Source organism: Marseilla massiliensis (assembly GCF_016899855.1).
Lineage (GTDB): Bacteria > Bacteroidota > Bacteroidia > Bacteroidales > Bacteroidaceae > Prevotella.
The window spans coordinates 26,445-47,413 of the sequence record NZ_JACJJG010000009.1 but is presented as its reverse complement, the minus strand read 5'-3'; the positions used below and the strand labels follow the sequence as shown (position 1 = coordinate 47,413).

Annotated in this window: 12 protein-coding genes; 7 read left to right on the top strand and 5 right to left on the bottom strand. The window is 54.3% G+C overall.

The window, feature by feature from the left end; all coding sequences use genetic code 11:
* Nucleotides 1-443: 443 nt before the first annotated feature.
* From H6A34_RS03605 to H6A34_RS03585, 5 genes are all read right to left on the bottom strand, one after another.
* Nucleotides 444-1,097: a DUF4294 domain-containing protein gene (locus tag H6A34_RS03605; RefSeq protein WP_205103518.1), complete on the bottom strand. Its 654-nt coding sequence runs from the start codon at nt 1,095-1,097 to the stop codon at nt 444-446.
* A gap of 272 nt (nt 1,098-1,369) precedes the next feature.
* Nucleotides 1,370-2,338, bottom strand: coding sequence for a phosphatase PAP2 family protein (locus H6A34_RS03600; protein ID WP_205103517.1), 969 nt, complete (start codon nt 2,336-2,338; stop codon nt 1,370-1,372).
* A gap of 114 nt (nt 2,339-2,452) precedes the next feature.
* A complete protein-coding gene (locus H6A34_RS03595) occupies nt 2,453-3,448 on the bottom strand; it encodes an NAD-dependent epimerase/dehydratase family protein (protein WP_205103516.1) in 996 nt (331 codons plus the stop codon).
* A gap of 140 nt (nt 3,449-3,588) precedes the next feature.
* Entirely contained in the window at nt 3,589-4,425 is an 837-nt protein-coding gene (locus H6A34_RS03590) for a DUF3943 domain-containing protein (RefSeq protein WP_205103514.1), read from the bottom strand.
* A gap of 288 nt (nt 4,426-4,713) precedes the next feature.
* Nucleotides 4,714-6,219: a butyryl-CoA:acetate CoA transferase gene (locus H6A34_RS03585; protein ID WP_205103513.1), complete on the bottom strand. Its 1,506-nt coding sequence runs from the start codon at nt 6,217-6,219 to the stop codon at nt 4,714-4,716.
* A 430-nt stretch (nt 6,220-6,649) separates the two neighbouring features.
* Between H6A34_RS03585 and cysS the strand changes: the two genes are divergently transcribed.
* The 7 genes from cysS to H6A34_RS03550 all read left to right on the top strand — a co-directional run bounded on the left by cysS (nt 6,650) and on the right by H6A34_RS03550 (nt 20,611).
* Nucleotides 6,650-8,140 carry a cysteine--tRNA ligase gene (cysS, locus tag H6A34_RS03580; protein WP_205103512.1) on the top strand — a complete coding sequence of 497 codons (1,491 nt, stop codon included), beginning with the start codon at nt 6,650-6,652 and terminating at the stop codon, nt 8,138-8,140.
* A gap of 101 nt (nt 8,141-8,241) precedes the next feature.
* On the top strand, nt 8,242-10,974 hold the full coding sequence (locus H6A34_RS03575; protein WP_205103511.1) for a substrate-binding domain-containing protein: 2,733 nt from the start codon (nt 8,242-8,244) through the stop codon (nt 10,972-10,974).
* A 327-nt stretch (nt 10,975-11,301) separates the two neighbouring features.
* On the top strand, nt 11,302-14,424 hold the full coding sequence (locus H6A34_RS03570; protein ID WP_205103510.1) for a SusC/RagA family TonB-linked outer membrane protein: 3,123 nt from the start codon (nt 11,302-11,304) through the stop codon (nt 14,422-14,424).
* 19 nt (nt 14,425-14,443) lie between these two features.
* On the top strand, nt 14,444-16,261 hold the full coding sequence (locus tag H6A34_RS03565; protein WP_205103509.1) for a RagB/SusD family nutrient uptake outer membrane protein: 1,818 nt from the start codon (nt 14,444-14,446) through the stop codon (nt 16,259-16,261).
* 264 nt (nt 16,262-16,525) lie between these two features.
* Nucleotides 16,526-18,364, top strand: coding sequence for a glycoside hydrolase family 32 protein (locus H6A34_RS03560; RefSeq protein WP_205103507.1), 1,839 nt, complete (start codon nt 16,526-16,528; stop codon nt 18,362-18,364).
* Between the two features lie 53 nt (nt 18,365-18,417).
* Nucleotides 18,418-19,611, top strand: a complete 1,194-nt coding sequence (locus H6A34_RS03555; protein WP_205103506.1) for an MFS transporter — start codon at nt 18,418-18,420, stop codon at nt 19,609-19,611.
* A 112-nt stretch (nt 19,612-19,723) separates the two neighbouring features.
* Nucleotides 19,724-20,611 (top strand): carbohydrate kinase family protein, encoded by an 888-nt coding sequence (locus H6A34_RS03550; RefSeq protein WP_021947442.1) that lies wholly within the window; start codon nt 19,724-19,726, stop codon nt 20,609-20,611.
* Nucleotides 20,612-20,969: the final 358 nt, after the last annotated feature.

Here is a 20,969-nt window from a genome sequence, read left to right as displayed (position 1 = left end):
GTTTCATATCGATTACAAAGTTTTTTCTGAACCCTTTGCAAAGGTATGAAAACTATTTATTATAAAATAGTTTTTGCCTTTCTTTTTGACCTGAAAAGGTTAAAACGGACATATTTCTTGTGAAAACGAACATTTTGTCCATGTTTTAGCCGTTTTTCACTACAGTTGTCATTCCTCTTAATATTCGTTTTCAGGACGTATGTTGCCGTACGCTTTTACTCCGTGGTGGCGTGAGTCGATAGTTGGTGCCTGGCAGACGGCGTTTTGAAAGGCCTTGTCTTGCGTTGTAAAAGGCGGCCTTTTATAGCCTGAAAGACGGTCTTTTACCTTGCAAAAGGCCATCTTTTGCGCGCTTGTCGGTAATATCCTGGTTGTCAGAGGGTTATGTCCGGCCATGCGGCGGGCTATATATGAGGTCTTGGATAGTGGCTGGACGTGTGGCGTCAGAGCTGTCCCGACTCTACCATCAGCACCACACGCTCGGTCAGTCGGTCGGTTTTTTCGGGGTCGTATTTCTTCATGAGACTTGCGCCGAACGCCCACGCGAAGGCTTGGTAGAAGCCGGCCCGTACAGGACTGATGAACGCCCGTATCAAGTCATACGCCGAAGAGTTGCACTCGCGGTAAACAAGTTTGATTAGAAGTTTGCCTTGCGAGTACGACAGTTTCTTCATCCTTGGTGTGTAACGGCGCTTGATGTCGTCCTCAACCCGCTTCATGTGCTCGTCACGCGCCTTCTTGTTGGGCAGCGTCTGCATGTATTCGTAAGTCTCGATGATGATTTTGTTCACCTCCTTTGCTATCGGCAGCACCTTCTTAACGTTGGCCACCAGGCGGTTGTACGCGGCGCGCCGCTTGGCGTTCTTGAACGTCGGCTGCGGATATACGTACACGTTGTTCAGCTCGACGTACTGCAGGCTGTCGCCGTCAACAAGCACTTTGCCTACCTTCACGGTCGGAACGAACGTGGGGTTGTCCATGTCTACAGGCGTGTCCTCGGGCTTTGCGTCGTCAGTTCCGCCGCCGGCCTGGGCAGCGGCAGCCGCCGGAAAAGCCAGCGCCAGCACCCAAATGATGATTGCAACAAGTCTTGTCATGGGTGCAAAAATAATGGTTTTAAGGGAAATACGTTGCGAAATGGGTGTTAAAGTAGATTATAATGTAGTTAAAGAGATTTTCGGGAGTTAAGGAGTTATGTAGTAAAGGAGTTAAGACAAATGACTTGTTAAGTGAAGAGTGAAAAACGAAGAGTGAAGAATTAATTACCTTAACAGGCAAACTTGATTATTCATTTTTCATTATTGATTATTCACTTAACAAGTCATTTGTCTTAACTCCTTTACTACATAACTCCTTAACTCCTGAAAAATTACTTGGAAACCATCCCTTTCGACACTGCCATGAGGCCGTAATACAGCGCCACGCCTGACACGAGTCCTGCCACGACGTCGATAGCGTAGTGCGCCTGTATGTAGACGGTAGACAGGCAGAGGAAGAAATAAAACGGCAGAAGGATGTAGAACATGCGCCTGTTGCCGGTGTGCCATGCCAGCAGCATAAGCACCGTACTTATGCCGACGTGGCTGCTCGGGAACGCGGCCGTGGGGCGTTCGCCCGCCGCCTTGGCGCTCTCTACAAGGTGATAGAACAGTCCGTCCTGGTATCCCGGAGTGGTAAGGCAGTCCTGGTAATAGTTGAAATAGTCGTAAACGTTCGGGAAAATACCCTGTGTTATCTTGCTTATTCCCACTGCCTTATAATAGAACGTAGGCCCGGCTACGGGCAGGAAGATGAATATGAGGTAATAAATGAAGAACGCCGTGAGTACAACGAACGACGCCCGCTCGAACTCCTTGTAGCGGAACAGGAAATAATATACCACCACAAACACAATCATTGGATAGTAAGCGGCGTATCCCATGTGCATAAGCTCGCTCACGACGGCCCACGGCATGTGCTTGCAGAACAGCAAGGCGGGCTGGCAGCCGAACACGTCCTGCTCCCATTGGGCGAACACATGGTCGAGATTAGGCAGCATGCGGTTAATCTCATAAGTATCCGGATACCACCATCCGAGCAGCGCCAGCTGTACCGTTATGCGCAGGAAGAGCGTAAGGCGGCACGGCAGCATGCGGTAAACGGCCCACATCGCCACCGTAATGAACGCCACCCTGATTCGTCCCCAAATCATGGCGTCGGGGTTTTCGAGCTTCGTGTATGTAAAGAAAACTATCAACAGGGTCAGCGCAAGATAGCCTACCATTACCCACTCCAAGGGCAAAAGACCTTTCTTGGGCTTCTTGTTGATGGTGAAAAGCTGCTTTATGAACTTTATCATTTGTATGGTTTTACGGTTATATGGTGTTCGGTCTTACGGCGTTGCAGCGTTGCTCTATTGAGTTTTGGCGGCCCTGCAACATCTAAAACTTATGGCCGAAAAACTCCGGAGGCCTTATAGCCATCCGTTATCTTTATACCACCTGATTGTCTCTTTCACTCCGTCAATCAGGTTGTAGCGTGGCTTGAACCCCAGTTCTGTCTCTGCCGGCGTAATGTCGCACCGCCAGTTGCGTTGCCGCATTATCTTGTATTTGTCGTTGTTGAGCGCCGTCATGCGTCCCGTCAGCCTTCCGGCAACCTCTCCGCAGGCTGTTATCGTGCGCAGGAGCCATAGCGGAGCCTTGACGCGCAGCAGCCACGGGCGTCCAAGTTCATCGTGTATCAGGTCGCTGAAAGCCCTTGACGAATACACGTTACCGTCACTGATGAAGTAACGGCGGCCGACGGTGCCGTGGTCGAGGGCGAGGAATACAGCCTGGACTACGTCCTTGACGAATATGAAAGTGAGGTCTTGCGGCTTCAGTCCGGCGGCAAAGTCGACGTGGCGGCTTATGCTTTGCGCCATCATGAAATAGTCTTTCTCCCTCGGTCCGTACACCCCCGTTGGCCTTAACACTATGAAGGGCAGGTTCGGGATGGCATCGAGCGCATGCTCGGCGGCCAGTTTGCTTTGTCCGTAAGCCGTGTCAGGGCATGGCGTGTCGGCGTCGGTTATCTCCGTGTATGGGCGTTTCTCCCTTACGGGACCGCACACGCTGAGGCTGCTTATGAACACAAAACGCTCCAGGTTGCCGCAAACGGCGGCCGCGGCGCGTGCCAGGTTCTCGGTGCCGCGGGTGTTAATGCGGAAGAAGTCGTCGGCGTGGAGGCACTTTGTGGCGCCCGCAGCGTGGACTATGTAGTTGAAGTTGTGGCCCGAGAGCTGTCTCTCAAGATTGTCGGGGTCGTCAAGATTAAGCTCGATGAAGTGTATCCTGCTGTCTGCGAGATACTTCCTCGAGCTGCTCTTGCGTACCGCCGCCCATGTCTCGAAGCCCCTCCTTAGGGCCTCCTCGACGATAAAGCTGCCTATGAAACCGCTTGCTCCGGTCACTAAAATCCTCTTCATTCGTAGTTACGGATAATAATAAACGGGCGCAAAGTTAATCAAAAATTCCGATAATTGCCGTAGTTGTGCCGATTTATGCCCAATGTTTCAATATTATTACAATATTTTTCGGATTGCCCCTGTTGACCGGCCGTATTCACTTACCTTATTATACTGAGCGTGAATCCTGCCGAACCGCCGCCTGCCGGGGTTATCCACGGCATGAAGCTGATGTCGGGCATGGTGCCTTTACCCTGCATCCTACGGCACGGGTTGCCTGCAAACAGGCCTATCACCTCATTTACGGGGTCGATTATGAAGGCCACTATGTTGCCCCATGCGCGCGAACCCCACAACCGGTAGCCGTCGCTTACGATCTTGCGCTTCAGCTTATAGAACACCTCACCGAGCAACAAGCCCGACAACGGAGTTAGTATGAGGTCCTGTATCGACGGTTTTTCCATAAAGGCTTCTATGCCGTATTCCCAGAAAATCGTGGATATGGCCGTGCAGTACAGGAACGAGCCGAGCTGGTTGAAGCCGATACTGCGGGCGCCCATGTAGTAAACGGCCCCGGCATACGGGTGGAGTATGTAGTTGAAGATGAAGTTGTCGCCGTCCCATACGGGGCCTTTCCTAACGTGATAGCTCCATCTTTTCCAGAAGGGTATCGACGTTATCCGTTCTTTGTTCCATGCCGTGGCGTTCTCGGGGAGCAGCTGCAGCACGCCGAGGGTGGCCACGCCTCCGGCGAAGAGCACTCCCGTGTGCAGCCACATGCGTTTCCAGTCGGGATGGCTCAGCGTCTTTGAGTAGGGCAGGGCGTAGAGGTTAGGTTTTGTTTCGGCTTTTTTTGCCAGGGTGTCAGTCTTCGACCTGCGTTCTTCGCGGCACGAGTCTATCGCCAGAGTGTCTGTTTCGGCTTTTGCCGACACGGCTCCAGCGTTGACCGTCAGCAGAAGAAATATCCTGAATATGCCTTTACGAAACTTTCCCATTGTTGTCTTCATTATGTTTGCTAATAGTTATGAGCAGGCTTTTTTGTTTGTGCAAACTTAATGAAAACGCTTTAAACGGGTCGTGCCAGTAGTTATAAAAAAGGTGGAGAAAACTTAATAATAATATAAAGTTTTCCTGTTTTACGCATTTGTTGGTCTGTTTTTCTCCGTGAATAGTTTGTTGCCGTGCAGCCGTCAGGCCGTTAGTTATAGAAAAGCTCCCCTGCCACGGCTTCACAGTCTGGCGCAGGGGAGCGTATCATTGAGTTGAATAAATGGATTCAAGTGTTATTTTACGTATTCCGAGAAGTCGGTAAGGCGCATGTCGCCCTTGCGCGCCAGCGTGTCGTGCAAGGCGAACGCGGCGGTGAGGCAGTGGCGGGTGTGCCCGCCCTTGGCTATCTTCAGATATTCGCGCAGCAGCGGTCTGTAGTCCGGGTGGGCGCAGTTCTCGATGATGAGGTTAGCCCTTTCCTCCGGCGATTTGCCGCGAAGGTCGGCTACGCCCTGCTCGGTAGCTATTACGTTTACGTCGTGCTCGGAGCTGTCCTGGTGGCTTACGAAGGGTACGATGGAGCTTATCAGTCCTCCCTTTGCCGTCGACGGACAGGTGAAGATACTGATGTATGCGTTGCGCTCGAAGTCGCCCGAGCCGCCGATACCGTTCATCATCTTCGTGCCTGATATGTGTGTGGAGTTGGCGTTGCCGTAGAGGTCAACCTCGATGGCGGTGTTTATTGCGATGACTCCGAGCCTCCTGATTACCTCTGGCGAGTTGGATATCTCGCTGGGGCGCAGCGTCAGGTGCTGCTTGAAGTAGTCCATGTTGTCGTAAATCTGCTTGAGGCATTCGTTGGAGACGGTCAGCGAGCATGAGGATGCGTCCTTGACGCGGCCCTCGAGCATCATTCCGACCACGCTGTCCTGAAGAACCTCGGTGTAGATGTTGAAGTCGGGCACGCTCTTCTCGTGTCCCAGGGCTCCAAGTATGGCGTTTGCCGTACTGCCCACGCCGCTCTGCAGTGGCAGGAACGACGGCGGGATTACGCCTCGGCGCATGTCGTTGACAAGGAATTGGGCCACGTTATGTCCGATTTGGTCGGTTATAGGGTCGGCCGCCTTGAAAGCTCTCGCCTCGTCGGGGATGTTGCATTCAACAACGCCTACAATCTTCTTGGCGTCGATTTCGACGTAAGGCGTGCCGATGCGATCGTTTACGTGCGTGATGGGTATCGGTTGCCGCATGGGCGGGTCGAGTGGTTCGTACACGTCGTGCAGGTACATCGCCTCGGGGCTGTGGAACGTGTTGAGCTCCAGTATCACGTGCTTGGCCAGGCGTGCCACCGTCGGGCTTATGCCTCCCGCTGCCGTTAGATAGGCGCGGCAGGTAGTTTCGCCCTCCTCGATACCGCATACTTCGAGTATGGCCCAGTCTATTTCGCCCATGAATCCGTAGCGAAGCTCCTGCGCCATCTGGCTCAGGTGGATGTCGTTATAGGCTATCTCGCCCGCGTTGACGTGCTTGCGGAAGTCGCTGTTCGTGGTGTATGGCGCGCGGTAGCGTATCGCCTGCGCATTGGACAGGTCGCCGTCGGCGCTTTGTCCTGTCGATGCGCCGGTGAAAAGGCCAATCTTGAACTCGCGCCCGGCCTCGTGCTCGGCCTGCGCCTTCTTGGCAAGCTCCTTGGTTACGGCCTTCGCCGTGCCGGCCGGAGTGAATCCGCTGAGGCCTATGTTCTCGCCGTTACGTATCATTGCGGCCGCCTCTGCCGCCGTCATGCGTGTGTATGTCATATTGAAATTATTTAGGTTTATGCTTCAGTCAGTGTTGATAGCGGTGGCAAAGGTAATAATTTTTTCGCAACAAAAGCCTCATGACGTGATATATTTTTAAGTTGGCGGCCGTATATTGCCGCATTGACGGCACGCCCGTAGCCGCCGTTTCGTGACGCCGTTTGCCGTCGGTTTTCACACAAAACGTAATGCCTTGATAATCAATGGATTACTTACAGCCTTGCGAAAGGCCGTCTTTTGGCTTGTAAAAGACGGCCTTTTAGCGCGCGATTGACGGCCTTTTGGAAGGCGAAAGGCGGTCTTTTGGAAATCAAGGGAAAACTTTACTTCATGCCGCTGAAATGAAAATAAAATTCGTTTCTATCGTTTTTATTTTGCGTTTCGCACGATTTACACTAATTTTGTAGCTTGAACAAAAAACAGGAGAACCATGGAACAGAACTTTTTAATCTACAATACACTTACGCGAAGGAAGGAACGCTTCGAGCCGCTGCACGCTCCAAACGTTGGAATGTACGTGTGCGGCCCTACCGTTTACGGCGACCCGCACCTGGGCCACGCCCGCCCCGCAATCACGTTTGACGTGCTTTTCCGTTACTTGAAGCACCTTGGATATAAGGTAAGGTACGTGCGCAACATCACCGACGTGGGCCACCTTGAGCACGACGCAGACGAAGGCGAGGACAAGATAGAGAAGAAGGCCCGCCTGGAACAGCTCGAGCCGATGGAGATTGCGCAGTATTACACCAACCGCTACCATGACGCCATGGCCGCCCTCAACGTGCTGCCGCCCAGCATTGAGCCGCACGCCACGGGCCATATCATAGAGCAGGAGGAGCTGGTAAAGCAGATAATCGACAACGGCTACGCCTACGAGAGCAACGGAAGCATATACTTCGACACGGCGAAATACAACAAAGACCATAAGTACGGCATACTCTCCGGCCGCAACCTTGACGACGTGAAGGACGCCAGCCGACAGCTTGACGGAGTGGGAGAGAAGCGCAACCAGGCCGACTTCGCATTGTGGAAGAAGGCCCAGCCGGAGCATATCATGCGCTGGCCGAGCCCCTGGAGCGACGGATTCCCCGGCTGGCACTGCGAGTGTACGGCTATGGGCCGCAAGTATCTGGGCGAGCATTTCGACATACACGGCGGAGGAATGGACCTCGTCTTCCCGCACCACGAGTGCGAAATAGCGCAGGCCGTGGCCTCGCAGGGCAGCCAGATGGTGAAGTACTGGATGCACAACAACATGATAACCATCAACGGCCAGAAGATGGGCAAGAGCCTCGGCAACTTCATTACGCTCGAGCAGTTCTTCAAGGGAGAGCACAAGCTGCTGTCAAAGGCCTACTCGCCCATGACGATACGCTTCTTCATACTCTCCGCCCACTACCGCGGCACGGTGGACTTCTCCGACGAAGCCCTGCAGGCCAGCGAGAAAGGACTGGCCCGTCTGCTTACGGGCATTGCCGACCTGAAGCGTATCAAGCCGTCAGCAGAGAGCGACGCCCAGGTGAAAGAGTTTGTAGCGGCTCTGCGCCAGAAGTGCTACGACGCCATGAACGACGACATGCAGACCCCCGTGGTGATAAGCATTCTCTTCGAGGCTTGCCACCTTATTAATACCATAATCGACCATAAGGCCGCCATATCCGCGGCTGACGCCACCGAGCTTGAGACCGTAATGCGCCTCTTCGCGTTCGATATCCTCGGACTGCGCGAGGCCGAAAGCGGTGGCAGCAAGGAGCGAGAAGAAGCCTTCGGCAAGGTAGTCGACATGGTGCTCGACCTCCGCGCCAAGGCAAAAGCCGCCAAAGACTGGGCCACAAGCGACCGCATACGCGACGACCTGGCTGCCGCCGGCTTTGAGGTTAAGGACACCAAGGACGGCTGTGTGTGGCGACTCGATATTTAGTTGACGAGCAGACACTTTTAGTCAACGAGTAGACAAGGGACGAGCAGACAAGGAGATTTGCCATGAAAACAAGTGTTTTTAAAAGCATGAAATACGCGCTTATGGATTTAATCCGTAAGTCAAATCTCCTCGTCTGCTTGTCCCTTGTCTGCTTGTCAACTTGTTTTCTTGCCTGCACTTCAGGCAAGAAAACCTACGTTATAGGCGTTTCACAATGCAGCGAGGACAGCTGGCGCATGAAGCTTAATGACGAGTTGCGCGACGCAACGTATCTTCACGACAACGTGGAGCTGCACGTTGTCTCCGCCGACGACAACGACAAGCATCAAATAAGGCAGATAAACGCCTTCATGAAAGAGGATGTAGACCTGCTGATTGTTTCGCCGAACCAGATGAACACGGTAACTCCGGCCATCGACAGAGCCTATGACAGCGGCATACCCGTAGTCCTCTTTGACCGTAAGACGGATTCAGGCAAGTACACGGCGTTCGTCGGAGCGGACAATGAAAAGATAGGACGCACCATCGGAGAGTATATCGCAACGCGTCTTGGAGGCAAGGGCACGGTGGTCGAGATACGTGGACTTGAAGGCTCGTCGCCGGCTATCGAACGCCACAAAGGATTCGTCTCGGCCATCAGGAAGTATCCCGGCATACGCCTGTTGGCCAGCGAGAGTGGCACTTGGCTACAGCAAAGCGGCGACTCGGTGGCTGCCAAGATGTTCGCAAGAGGTATCGTGCCGGATTATGTTTTCGGCCAGAACGACCGCATGGCGCACGGTGCATGGCTGGCTGCCAGGCGCTGCGGACTGGAGGGAAGAATACGTTTCGTTGGTATTGACGCGCTCCCCGGAGAGGGCGGAGGCATTGAGCTGGTGCGCGACGGAGTGCTTGACGCGTCTTACATATACCCTACGCGCGGCGACATCGTCATGCAGCAGGCGCTCAGCATACTTGAAGGCCGCCCCTATGAGCGTGACCTTTACATGAAGGCGGCACTCGTTACCAAGGACAATGCGGAGACAATGCTGATGCAGGCTGAGGAGATGAGCCACATCAGCGACCAGCTGGAGAAGCTCCACAGGCGCGTTGACTTTTTCTTTACGCAGTACAGCCACCAAAAGGTTTACTTCCTGCTGTGCGCCATAATCCTTTTACTTGTTATCGTGGCGTTCGCCGCTTTCAACCGCATGGTTATGGTTAGGCGGCGCATGGAGCGCGAGACGGCGGAGGCGAAGATGGCCTTCTTCACCGACATGAGCCACGACCTGCGCACTCCGTTGACGCTGATTGCCGACCCGGTGGAGCGTATTCTCGACGACGAGAACCTTACCGGGAGGCAGAGGCACATGCTCGGCATAGTAAGGCGCAACGCTGCGCTGCTGCTTAAGCTGGTCGGCGAAATACTGGATTTGCGCAAAATACAGGGCGGCAAGATGGATTTGACGGTGACGGAGTTCAACCTCGCCGACGCAGTAAGGCTGTGGGTGGACGACTTCAAGCCGCTGGCCGCGTCGTATGAGGTGACAATCGTGCAGAAGGCCGACGGCGACCTGACCGTCAAGGCCGATTATTATAAGGTGGAGCGCATCTGCTACAACCTCATAAGCAACTCCCTGAAATACAACCGCAAGGGCGGAACGGTGACGGTGGAGGCCGTCCGCCGGGGCGGCAGCGTGGAAATAACGGTGGCCGACACGGGCGTAGGCATACCCAAGGATGTGGTAAGCCGCGTGTTCGACAAGTTCTACCGCGTGCGCGGCGGAGGCTCGGGCACGGGCGTGGGGCTGGCCGTTGTCAAGGCGTTCGCTGAGCTTCACGGCGGCCGTGTGTCGGTGAAGAGCGTCGAGGGCGAAGGCTCGGAGTTCAAGGTTGAGCTTCCGCAGAAAGTGGAAAATGCCATACTATCAACACCCGACACCCTCTCCAAACATCCCGAAGGAAGGGAACCGGATATGCAAAAGCAGCGAAAGGCGTGGATAGAAGACGTTGATGACGATATTGACGGCAACCGTCAAGGCATGTCAAGCTCCCTCACTTCGGGAGGATTGGGCTATGTTGCAGAGCCTGACGGAACGTCGGCGTCACGTCCTTTGGCCCTTGTTGTCGATGACAACGCAGATGTGCGCGAGTACGTTGCGCATCTGCTTGGCGGCGAATATGACGTGCGCCAGGCAGCCGACGGCAAGGAAGGGCTTGGCATGGCGCTGAAAACCGTGCCCGACCTCATAGTGTGCGACGTGAAGATGCCCGTCATGGACGGCCTCGAGATGTGCCGCCGCGTCAAGGCGGAGACGGCTACCAGCCATGTGCCCGTAATACTGCTGACATCCAACGCGCAGGAAAACCAGCGCGCCGAGGGCTACGACTCCGGTGCCGACGCTTACATAACAAAACCTTTCTCAAGCAAAGTGCTGCTCTCGCGCGTGCGCAACCTGCTGGAGAACCGCAAGCGGCTGAAGTACGTTTACGCGTCAGGCGCGGACGACGAGGCAAGGGACGAGGCCGACCCCGACAGCCGCTTCATGGCCGACTTCGGCCGCGTGGTGCGCGAGCGCATGTCAGACTCCAGCCTGAGTGTCGAGACAATAAGCTCCGTCCTCGGGCTTAGCCGCGTGCAGATGTACCGCAAGGTGAAACAGCTTACGGGTCAGTCGCCAGTCGAAATAATACGCGTCACGCGCCTGAAGAAGGCCGAACGCCTGCTGAAGACCACGCAGATGACCGTCTCCGAGATATCTTACGACGTTGGTTTCTCGTCTCCCTCTTATTTCTCAAAGTGCTTCAAGGACTACTTCGGAGTGCAGCCGGGCGAGATGCGCGAAACATACTGAAAACCATCAATTCCCCTATGGCTTTGCGAAAGGCCGCCTTTTAGAGGCTAAAAGGCGGCCTTTTGCAGTGTAAAAGACCGTCTTTTGCAAGCCGAAAGGCGGCCTTTTGCAAACCTGACGGTAACTGTCTGGCTGTCAATGACATACGGACGGGCGTATGACTGGCCGCCGGGCGGTGTGAAAAATCGTTCAAAACGTATCAAATTTGTTGCATGAACGATTTTTTATACGTGTTGAAATGATATTGCAACGCTTGGATTTTAATGTACTATAACTTTGCGGCGAATGAAACGATTTTATTGTTTACTAACCAAAAAACAACGCATTATGGTAAAACACATTAAAAGAATGTTACTAAGCGCAGTGTTCCTCGTCGTCGGCACGGCGGCTTTCGCCCAACAGCAAATGGACGTCAGCGGCACCGTGAAGGACGAGACGGGCGAAACCATCATCGGTGCCTCGGTGGTGGAGGAAGGCACAAAGAATGCCACAGTGACCGACTTTGACGGCAACTTCAAGTTGAAGACGGCACAGGGAGCCAAGCTCCGAGTATCTTACATAGGATACACCACCATTACGGTGAATGCCGCTCCGAGCATGAATATTGTGCTCAAGGAAGAAAACACCACGCTCAACGAGCTTGTAGTGACGGGTTATACCACCCAGCGCAAGGCCGACCTGACAGGTTCTGTGGCCGTAGTCTCGACCGACGAGCTTAAGACCAGTCCCGATGCAGACCCGATGCGCGCCCTGCAAGGCCGCGTGCCCGGAATGACAGTGACAGGCAACGGTTCGCCTATCGGCACGGGAACCGTCCGCATCCGTGGCGTAGGCTCAATCAATTCGTCGCAAGACCCTCTGTTCATCATCGACGGCGTGCCCACAACGGCATCGCTCAACTCTCTCAACACCAACGACATCGAGTCGATGCAGGTGCTGAAGGACGCAGCATCGGCCTCAATCTACGGTTCTCGTGCGGCCAACGGTGTAATCATCATCACCACCAAGCAGGGCAAGAAGGGCGGCAAGGTAAAGGTTGACTTCTCTGCCAACCTTACCGCTTCGTTCTACACCTCGCAGTCGATGATGAAGCTAAGCAACACCAAGGACTATGCCACCGCAATGGTGCAGGCAGCCCTCAACGACGGCATCGACCCTGCGACGTATGCAGCTGGCTTCGGACTTGACATCAACGCAGCCGCCGGTACTCCTATAACTGCATATGACCCAGCTACCGGCCAGTATGTAAATTACACTGTGAACGGCCGCTACGACGGCTTCATCAACGCCAACAAGACCATGCGTTACTCTGATACCGACTGGCTGGACGAAATCTCACGTACAGGTTTCTCGCAGAACTATGACCTTTCCATCTCAAATGCCACAGACAAATACTCGGCAATGTTCTCCCTCGGTTACAAGAAAAACAACGGAATATTGAAATACACCTCGTTCGAGAACATCGCGGCCCGCATCAACACATCTTATAATATAAACAAGATTTTGAAGGTAGGCGAGAACTTCACGCTCACGTGGTCGCGCCAGGTTGACAGTGCCCCGATGGAGAACGCGCTGAAGATGCCACCCATCGTGCCCGTGTATGAGACTGACGGAAAGACCTTCGCCGGCCCTGTAGGCAGCATGTCCGACAGGCAAAACCCGCTCCGCCAGATGTATGACAACCGCGACAACCATCTCGACTACTGGCGTCTCTTCGGCAATGCTTATGTGGAACTGAAGCCAATTAAGGGTCTTACGCTCCGCTCGAGCTTCGGCATAGACTTCTACACGTCGTTCATACAGTCGCTGACGTACACCTTCCATTCCGACCGTGTGAGCAACGACACTCCGAGCGCGACGCTCTCAAACAAGAACGACCTTAACTGGACTTGGTCCAACACGGCCATTTACGATTTCACCATAGCCGACAAGCACCGCTTCACCGTACTCCTCGGAGCCGAGATGATGAAGCAAAGCAGCATCGACTGGTCGGGTTACAGCGAGGGATTTTTCATTGAGAACCCTGACTACATGTGGCCAAACGCCGCTACGGGAGCGCAACGCGTAAGCGGAGCGATGGTTGGTTACCGTCTCGCTTCTTTCTTCGGAAAGGTTGACTACAACTATGACGACCTCGTGCTGGCGTCAGTCACGGTACGCCGCGATGGTTCTTCGCGTTTCGGAAATGACAACCGTTGGGGTACTTTCCCGGCAGCTTCGCTCGGTTTGCGTGTGTCCAAGTGGATTAAGGCTGACTGGCTCGACGATTGGAAAATCCGTGCTTCATGGGGTATGACCGGTAACCAGGCCATCGACAACAACGCACAGTTCGGCCTTTATGTGGCTGACTACGGCCTTGACCGCGTAACCTCTACGGCTTACGACATCCTGTTGCAAGGTTCAGGCACGTTCCCTTCAGGCTACCGTGTCACCCAGCTGGCCAACCCCAACCTTAAATGGGAGACTGCCAAGCAGTGGAACGTAGGTACAGACTTCACTCTCTTTGGCAGCACTTTGTATGGTTCTATCGACTGGTACATCAAGGATGTTGAAGACATGCTTATCAATCCGGCCTATATCGGAACAAAAGGCGAGGGCGGAGCGATGTGGATGAACGGCGCGTCACTGCGCAACTGGGGTATGGAGTTCCAGCTCGGTTACCGCAAGACTCTGCCCTGCGGCCTCGGCCTCGACATCAACGCGAACGCCGACTTCTACCGAAACAAGGTGACATACCTGCCCTCTGTGGCCACTGGTTCATATGCACATACAACGAAGGAAAACCTAATCCAGTCGGGTGCGTCTTACGGTTCGATTGTAGGTTACGTAGTGGAGGGCCTCTTCCAAACCCAGGAAGAAGTTGACGCTTCAGGCCAGACTGGAGCGCGCTTGGGCGGACTTAAGTTTGCAGACCTCGACGACAACGGTGTAATCAACGCCGACGACCAGGATTGGATATACGACCCCGTGCCCCTGTTTTCATACGGATTGAACGTGGCTCTTACTTACAAGGGCTTTGACTTCTCGATGTTCTGGCAGGGAGTGTGTGACAAAGACGTGTACAACAACCAAAAGTTCCAGACTGACTTCTGGTCGGCCAACGACCCGGGCATGAACAAAGGTGTGCGCATACTTGACGCATGGAACACCAATAACACCAATTCAAGCATTCCGAGGCTTACTACAGTCAACAGCGCAGAGGAAGTCCGTGCATCGAGTTACTTTGTGGAGAACGGCTCATACCTGAAGCTCCGCACCCTGCAAATAGGCTACACGCTGCCTGCAAGATTCATATCCAAGCTGAAGATGACCAGCGCGCGTGTTTATCTCTCCGGCCAAAACCTTTGTACTATCAAGAGTTCAAGCCTCACGTGTCCCGACCCCGAGAACCCGGATTGGAACTACCCTCTGTCTACATCGGTATCGTTCGGACTTCAATTAAGTTTCTAACAACATAGCAAATACGATAATGAAAAAGATATATAACGTTCTGGCAGCTTGCGCAATGGGTCTTGCGCTTACGGGCTGCGACGATTTCCTTGACTACACTCCTACCGCAGTGGTCAACGAGGAACAGGCAATGTCAGACCCGGAGGGCATGGTCACATCGGCTTATGCCATGCTTGGCGACTGTTACTTCGAGTATCCGTTCAACCTTTTTGCATACGGCGACATCACGTCTGACGACTGCATGAAGGGAGGCGGACAGATAAACGACACGGAGTATTGGGCTTTGGACACGTGGGTTTCTGTCACTCCGTCAATGCCGGGGCTGTCAGACCAGTTGTGGTACCGCCTCTATTGCGCCGTATCACGCTGCAACCGTGCCATCATTTCGCTCAACCGCTACGGCGTGAGTGTGCTTGGCGAGGAGACCACGCGCCAGCGTTTGGCTGAGGTTAAGTTCCTCCGCGCGCACTTCTACTTCAAGCTTGTGAACCTTTACAGGCAAGTGCCATGGATTGACGAGAAGGTGGAAGAGGAAGGCACACAGGAGAAGACAAGGAACGACGAGTTCACTTACGACCAGCTGTTCCACAAGGTTATCGACGATTTCAAGGAGGCTTACAACGTTCTTCCTGTAAAAGCGCCGAAGACTGACGCACGCGCCAACAAGATTGCCGCTGCCGCTTATCTTGCAAAATGCTACCTTACGCTGGCTTACGGCGACGGCTATGAGAAGAGCAACGGTGTTGACCACATTAATAAAGAGTATATGGACAGCGTGATTTATTACACCAATGACGTTGTAAAATCTGACTACGGCTACCTCGATGACTATGGAAACATCTTCCTGCCGGACTACAAGAACAGCAAGGAGTCAATCTTCGCTGTGCAGACTTCAGACTATGAGGACGACCATACGACCTTCGGGCGTGCCAACTGGTCTAACATATTGAACGGCTGTTTCGGCATTTGGACGAAAGGACACGACTTCCACAAGCCGTCGCAAGACCTCGTAAACGCATTCAAGACACGCAACGGACTGCCCATGTTCGACGAGTATGACGACACGAATGACTACCCGATTAACGGCCAGCCTACGTCACAGAAGTGGGACCCAAGGCTCTTCCATACTGTAGGCATGCCTACTTTCCCTTACAAATATGAAGAACAGTACACCCTGACGATGGCCAACACGCGCGACTACAACGACTACGGCTTCTACACCTCGATGAAGGAAGTGCCCCAACGCTCGAAGGGCGAGACATACAACGGCGACTGGCAGGCCTTCGCAATGAACGACTACGTGCTGCGCTACACCGATGTCATGCTGATGAGGGCCGAGGCTTTTGTAGAGCTAGGACAGCTTCATGATGCTTTCCTGATAGTGAATGATATCCGCCGCCGCGCCGCCAACTCTATGGGACATATAGAGTATGCCGCAGACCAGTGCAATATAGCCGAATACCCGGAGTCTCCTTACTTCACAGACCAGAGTATGGCACGTGAGTGTGTGCGGTGGGAACGCCGCCTGGAGATGGCCATGGAGAACGGACGCTTCTTCGACCTGCGCCGCTGGGGCGTGGCTTCACAGGTAATCAACGATTACTTCAAGAAGGAGAACGGTGCCTGGTACAGCATTTACGACCATAACGGCGACCTCATGCCGGGTGCTCCGAAGCTTGAACCAGACCCTGAAACGGGTGTCGTGAACTCGAACATACCTCACGGACAGTATTATGAAGGTGCTGTGTTCACGCCGGATAAAAACGAGTTCTTCCCCGTTCCGTACAACCAGATGTACTACATCCCCGGCCTGTATGTGCAGAACAAGAACTATTGACGGCAGCTGTGCGGCATATGGAGATGCCTTGAGGCAGCCATGCTGGAAGCCGTTTTCTATCCGTTTTTGTAAATACTTGAAACCCAATAGGTTACAATCCTGTCTGTAAAAGGTGGCCTTTTGGCCTGCAAAAGGCCACCTTTTAGAAACCAAAAGACCGTCTTTTGCCCTGCGAAAGACCGTCTTCAGCAAGGTGGCCATCCAAGGTCTGTGCAATGAGCCGTGCCGCCATGTTTAACTATACAAATGCAATCAACATTGATTATGAAAACAAGAAACAGTTTATATGCCATATTTTTATGTGCAGCTCTCAGCCTGTCGGGCATTAACGCACAGGCCGAGTCGAAGCTCACGGTCAATTATCTGGCCAACGAACAGAACATCCTGTCCGTCAGCGAGGCGCCGCGCTGCCTGTTGCTGCCCGTACAGGACGACGCGCCCGAGGCCAAGCTGTGCGTCGTCGAGGCCAACATGCCTGTAACTACGGTGATGAACGTGCGCCTGGCGCGCGAGCGTGTAGACTACTATGTGCCGCTCGACCTCTCGGCCTTTATCGGCCGCGACGTCAAGGTAGACGTGCAGGGTATGCCCCAAGGCTCGCTTTGCTGGAAGGAACTGAAGCTCTCCGACACGTTCGACATGACGAACAAGGAGAAGTACCGTCCGCTGTACCACCACACTCCAGCCTACGGATGGATGAACGACCCTAACGGAATGTTCTACAAGGACGGCGTGTGGCACCTGTATTTCCAGCACAATCCCTACGGCTCTACGTGGGGCAACATGCACTGGGGGCACTCTACGTCTACCGACCTGGTGCACTGGCAGTACGAGGGCGACGCCCTGCTGCCCGACGCCTGGGGCACGGTGTTCAGCGGTTCGGCCGTAGTTGACACTGACAACACCGCCGGCTTCGGCCCCGGTACGATAGTGGCTTTCTACACGTCGGCCAAGCCTACGCCTTGGGGCGACGCCCAGATGCAGAGCATTGCGTACAGCACCGACGGTGGAAAGACCTTCACCAAGTACGCCGGCAACCCCATACTGACCTCCACCGAGCGCGACTTCCGCGACCCGAAGGTGTTTTGGTACGCCCCCGGCAAGCATTGGGTGATGCTCCTTGCGGTAGGTCAGCAGATGCAAATCTTCTCTTCAAAGAACCTGAAAGAATGGAAGCACGAGAGCGACTTCGGCCTGAAGCAGGGCGCGCACGGCGGCGTGTGGGAGTGCCCCGACCTCGTTGAGCTGCCCGTAGAGGGCACTAAGGAGAAGCACTGGGTGCTCGTATGCAACATCAACCCCGGCGGCCCGTTCGGTGGCAGTGCTACGCAGTACTTCGTGGGGACGTTCGACGGCAAGAAGTTCACCAACCAGTTCCCCACCAAGACCAAGTGGATGGACTACGGCAAGGACCACTACGCCACCGTTACTTTCCACAACGCGCCTGACGGACGCTGCGTAGCCCTCGGCTGGATGAGCAACTGGCAGTACGCCGCCGTGGTGCCTACGAAGCAGTACCGCTCGGCCAACACCATAGCGCGCGACCTTACCCTGTACCGCCAGGACGGCGACCTGCTGCTCAGGAACGCGCCTTCAAAGGAAATAGAGGCCGCCCGCAAGGACGCGAAGAGCATCAAGAAGTTCAACGTAAGCGACTCTTACAGCATCGAGAATCTGCTCGACGGCAACGACGGTGCTTACGAAATAGAGATGGAAATCAAGAGCAACGGCGCGCAGAAAATCGTCTTCACCCTGCTCAACGGCAAGGGCGAGAGCGTCCTGATGTACTATGACACAGCCATGCGGCAGTTTGTCATGGACAGAAGCAACAGCGGCGAGACCGCGTTTAGCCGCGATTTCCCGGCCATGACGGCGGCACCTGTGGGCGAAGGCGACGACTTCACGCTGCGTCTTTTCGTCGACCGCTCCAGCATCGAGGCCTTTGGTGACGGCGGAAAGTTCGTTATGACCAACATAGTGTTCCCCTCCGAGCCTTACAACAAGATGAAGTTCGAGTCCGTTCGCGGCTCGTTCACCGTGAAAAAGATGAATGTGTATAGAATAGGAGCCCCCTCCCGGCCTCCCCGAGGGGCGGAGAACTGACGCGACGGGGCCACACAATAATCAATTAGTAATCAACAATTAAACAATATCTTATGGAAACTTTACACACCTCCCCACGGGGAGGACGGGAGGGGGCTTCCCCTTATATAAAGCTGGTGCCCGTGATGTTCTGCTTCTTCGCAATGGGTTTTGTCGACCTTGTGGGCATCGCCTCCAACTATGTGAAGGCAGACCTTGGGCTTGATGACGCCGTAGCCAACGTGTTCCCGTCGATGGTGTTTTTCTGGTTCCTCATCTTCTCCGTGCCAACGGGCATGCTGATGAACCGTATCGGGCGCAAGAATACGGTGCTGCTGTCGCTCGCCGTCACGATTGTTTCGCTTGCCTTGCCGCTTTTCGGCGACGGCTTTTATGTGATGTTGGTGGCGTTCTGCCTGCTCGGAATAGGCAACGCGTTGATGCAGACGTCGCTCAATCCTCTTATCTCGACCGTCATCAAGGGCGGCAACCTTGCCAGTACGCTGACCTTCGGGCAGTTTATCAAGGCCATCGCGTCGTTCCTTGCGCCTTATCTTGCCATGTGGGGAGCGACGAAGGCCGTTCCGTCGTTCGGCTATGACTGGAAAGTGTTGTTCCTTATCTACCTGGTTGTAGGAGTGCTTTCGGCCGTGCTGCTGTTCATAACGCCTATTGACGAGGATAAGCCCGAGGGCAAGGCTTCTGGCTTCGGCGCTTGTTTCCGTCTGTTGGGCAAGCCTGTCGTGCTGCTGTCGTTCATCGGTATCATGTGCCATGTGGGCATAGACGTGGGCACCAACACCACGGCGCCAAAGCTCTTGATGGAGCGTCTCGGCATGACTCTTAACGAGGCGGCCTTCGCCACCAGCCTTTACTTCATCTTCCGTACGGTAGGCTGCCTTACGGGTTCGTTCTTCCTGCGCGTGATGAACAACCGGACGTTCTTTACGATAAGCGTCGTCATGATGGCGCTGAGCATGGCAGGGATGTTTTTCGGCGACTCGAAGGCCGTGCTTTACGCGGCAATAGCCCTCGTGGGTTACGGCAATTCCAACGTGTTCTCGCTGGTTTACTCGCAGGCCTTGTTGTCCGAGCCCGACAAGCAGAACGAGGTTTCGGGCCTGATGATTATGGGCCTGTTCGGCGGAACGGTGTTCCCGCTGCTGATGGGCTTCGCCAGCGACGCCGTAGGCCAGGCCGGAGCGGTAGCCGTAATGGCGATAGGAGTGATTTACCTTATTACTTATATAAAGAACGTGAAACATTAAATAACAGTAGACGAGTAGACAAGTGACGAGCAGACAAGCCGTTAGCCGACAAGGCAAATCTCCTTGTTTACTTGTATGCTTGTCACTTGTATGCTTTAAAAGAAGTATAATCATGAACACAGACATTATCGTAGGACTGGGCGAGGCGCTATGGGACGTCCTGCCCGAAGGCAAGAAACTCGGCGGCGCGCCGGCCAACTTCGCGTACCATACACGGCAGTTCGGGTTCAACTCGATGGCCGTAAGCGCGGTGGGCGAGGACAAGTTGGGCGACGAGACGCTGGCGGCCCTTGAGGCGAAAGGGCTTGGATACAACATGGCGCGCGTGCCGTATCCCACGGGAACGGTGCAGGTTACGCTCGACGACAACGGCATTCCGACGTACAGCATACGCGAGAACGTGGCGTGGGACAACATACCCTTTACGCCGGAACTGGAGGAGATTGCCCGCAACTGCCGTGCCGTATGCTGGGGCTCGCTGGCACAGAGAAACGTCGTGTCGCGCGAGACAATACATAAGTTCTTGTCCGCAATGCCATCGGACGGCGGACGTTTGAAGATATTTGACGTCAACCTGCGCCAGAACTTTTACTCGGAAGAGGTGCTGTGCGACTCGCTCCGGCAGTGCAACGTACTGAAAATCAACGACGAGGAGCTCGTCATCATAGGCCGCATGTTCGGCTATCCCGGCCTTGACATGCGCAATAAGTGCTGGCTTATACTGGGCAAGTACAATCTCGACATGCTGGTGCTGACATGCGGCACCAACGGCAGTTACGTGTTCACGCCCGGCAACGTGTCGTTCCAGGAGACGCCGAAGGTTGACGTGGTGGATACGGTGGGCGCGGGCGACTCGTTCACCGGAGCGTTCTGCTCGGGCATACTCAAGGGCATGTCGGTGGCCGAGGCGCACAAGATGGCCGTCGACGTGTCCGCCTACGTCTGCACGCAGAGCGGCGCCATGCCCGTGTTGCCAGGCAGCATAGTCAACAGGATGTGATCCAATGGGCTTGTACATGATTCAAGGTTTATAGGTTTTGGTTAGGTAAAAGATTGTTTTTCAGGATAACCCAACAGCTTTCAAGGCGGGCTGAACGGCGTCGGCAATGGCCGCGGCCGTAATGCCCGCCCATGTTTTTTGCCCTCGTCCTGCTACGTTCTTGCAGCCGTTTGCCCGTCGTCTCTTGCCCATTTCATAAAGTGCTGGTAGTCAATGGATTGCCGATATGCCGCCTTTTGCTTTCCAAAAGACGGCTTTTTGGCGTGCGATTGACGGCCTTTTGTATTGTAAAAGGCCGCTTCTTGCATGCTGTCAATTGTTCGTATGTGTGGCGACATGTCGTGATGAAGGTGTGTAA

Coding starts and splice junctions, on each gene's coding strand:
- H6A34_RS03590 (WP_205103514.1), bottom strand. CDS start 4,425: ATGGGAAAGTTTCGTAAAGGCATATTCAGGATATTTCTTCTGCTGACG.
- H6A34_RS03565 (WP_205103509.1), top strand. CDS start 14,444: ATGAAAAAGATATATAACGTTCTGGCAGCTTGCGCAATGGGTCTTGCG.
- cysS (WP_205103512.1), top strand. CDS start 6,650: ATGGAACAGAACTTTTTAATCTACAATACACTTACGCGAAGGAAGGAA.
- H6A34_RS03550 (WP_021947442.1), top strand. CDS start 19,724: ATGAACACAGACATTATCGTAGGACTGGGCGAGGCGCTATGGGACGTC.
- H6A34_RS03595 (WP_205103516.1), bottom strand. CDS start 3,448: ATGAAGAGGATTTTAGTGACCGGAGCAAGCGGTTTCATAGGCAGCTTT.
- H6A34_RS03585 (WP_205103513.1), bottom strand. CDS start 6,219: ATGACATACACACGCATGACGGCGGCAGAGGCGGCCGCAATGATACGT.
- H6A34_RS03560 (WP_205103507.1), top strand. CDS start 16,526: ATGAAAACAAGAAACAGTTTATATGCCATATTTTTATGTGCAGCTCTC.
- H6A34_RS03575 (WP_205103511.1), top strand. CDS start 8,242: ATGGATTTAATCCGTAAGTCAAATCTCCTCGTCTGCTTGTCCCTTGTC.
- H6A34_RS03555 (WP_205103506.1), top strand. CDS start 18,418: ATGGAAACTTTACACACCTCCCCACGGGGAGGACGGGAGGGGGCTTCC.
- H6A34_RS03570 (WP_205103510.1), top strand. CDS start 11,302: ATGGTAAAACACATTAAAAGAATGTTACTAAGCGCAGTGTTCCTCGTC.
- H6A34_RS03605 (WP_205103518.1), bottom strand. CDS start 1,097: ATGACAAGACTTGTTGCAATCATCATTTGGGTGCTGGCGCTGGCTTTT.
- H6A34_RS03600 (WP_205103517.1), bottom strand. CDS start 2,338: ATGATAAAGTTCATAAAGCAGCTTTTCACCATCAACAAGAAGCCCAAG.